This is a genomic window from Dactylosporangium siamense (assembly GCF_016862795.1).
GTDB lineage: Bacteria > Actinomycetota > Actinomycetes > Mycobacteriales > Micromonosporaceae > Dactylosporangium > Dactylosporangium siamense.
Window position 1 is genome coordinate 1 of sequence record NZ_BONQ01000176.1, and the last position, 1,757, is coordinate 1,757.

1 pseudogene is annotated in these 1,757 nt (G+C 77.3%); it reads right to left on the reverse strand.

What is annotated here, in order from left to right:
- A pseudogene (locus Dsi01nite_RS51860) lies at positions 1-1,757 on the reverse strand (hypothetical protein); the annotation flags it as partial.

Sequence of the window (1,757 nt, forward strand, 5' to 3'; positions counted from 1 at the left end):
TTTTCGATTAAGGGCCGCCCTGCCTAGGGCGGCCCTTAATTCGTTTACCGGGTCGAGTGCATGCAGCGCACCCCGGTCGGGAAGGATGAAGTCGTGACCGCAGGACCCAACGACCGCGATAACAAGGGCGGCCAGGACCGGGGAGATCGCCCCGCGTCCGGTGACCGCAAGCCCCGTTGGACCGGCGCCGACCGCGACCGCGGCTCGTCTTCGAGTTCCCGTACCCCGCGTGACGGCGCCCCGCGGGCCGGCGGTGACCGCTCCGGCGGCTCCCGCGACCGCGACGGCGGCTCGAGTGCTGGCGGCGGGTACCGCTCCGGCGACCGCACGACCGGCGGTGACCGCTCCGGCGGCTACCGGTCCGGCGACCGCACCGACCGCACCGACCGGCCCGCAGGCTCGGGTGGGTACCGCTCCGGCGGCACCGGCAGCTCGGGTGGCTACCGCTCCGGTGGGACCGGCGGCTCCGGTGGGTACCGGTCCGGCGGCGCCGGCGGCGACCGTTCCGGGCCTCGTGAAGGTGGCGAGCGCTCCGGTGGCTTCCGGCCTCGTGAAGGTGGCGAGCGCTCCGGTGGCTTCCGCGACCGCGACGCTGGGCCCCGTGACGGCGGCCCGCGAGGTGACCGCGGTGAGCGGCCGGGCGGCTTCCGCTCCGGTGGCGCGGGTGGTGGCTCCCGTTCCGGTGGTGACCGTCCGGGGTTCCGTGACGGCGAGCGTTCCGGCGGGTTCCGTGACGGTGGCCCGCGCGGCGACCGTGGCGACCGGCCTGGTGGCTCCGGTGGGTTCCGCGACCGTGACGGTGGCCCGCGTGGTGACCGTCCGCCGTTCCGTGACAACGCTTCCCGTGGTGACCGTCCGGGCGGCTTCCGCGACCGTGACGGCGCCCCGCGCGGCGACCGGCCCAGTGGTGGGTTCCGCGACCGTGACGGCGGCCCGCGTGGCGACCGGCCCGGGTTCCGTGGCGCGGACCGTGGTGACCGTCCCGGCGGGTTCGGTGGCGGCGACCGCGGCGACCGGCCCGGTGGTTTCCGTGGCGGCTCGGACCGTGGTGACCGGCCCGCAGGCGGTGGGTTCCGTGACCGTGACGGTGGCGCTCGCGGCGACCGGCCCGGTGGCTTCCGCGACGGTGGCCCGCGCCCCGACCGCGGCGACCGTGGTGACCGTCCCGGGTTCCGTGGCGCGGACCGTGGTGACCGCCCCGGTGGCTTCCGCGACCGTGACGGCGGCCCGCGTGACAGCGGTCCCCGTGGCGGTGGGTTCCGTGACCGCGACGACCGGCCCTCGTTCCGCGACGGGGCGCCGCGCGGCGACCGGCCCAGCGGCTCCGGTGGGTTCCGTGACCGTGACGGTGGCCCGCGTGGTGACCGTCCGCCGTTCCGTGACAACGCTTCCCGTGGTGACCGTCCCGGGTTCCGTGGTGGCGCCGACCGTGGCGACCGTCCCGGCGGGTTCGGTGGCGGCGACCGCGGCGACCGGCCCGGTGGCTTCCGCGGCGACCGGCCCGCAGGCTCTGGTGGCTTCCGTGACCGTGACGGCGGCCCGCGTGAGGGCGGTCCCCGTGGCGGTGGGTTCCGTGACCGTGACGGTGGGGACCGGCCCGCGTACCGCGACCGGGGCGACCGTCCCGGCGGCGACCGTCCTGGTGGCTTCCGCGACCGTGACGGTGCTCCCCGTGGCGACCGTCCGGGCGGCTTCCGCGACCGCGACGGTGCCCCGCGCGGCGACCGGCCCAGCGGGTTCCGTGACCGCGACGGCGG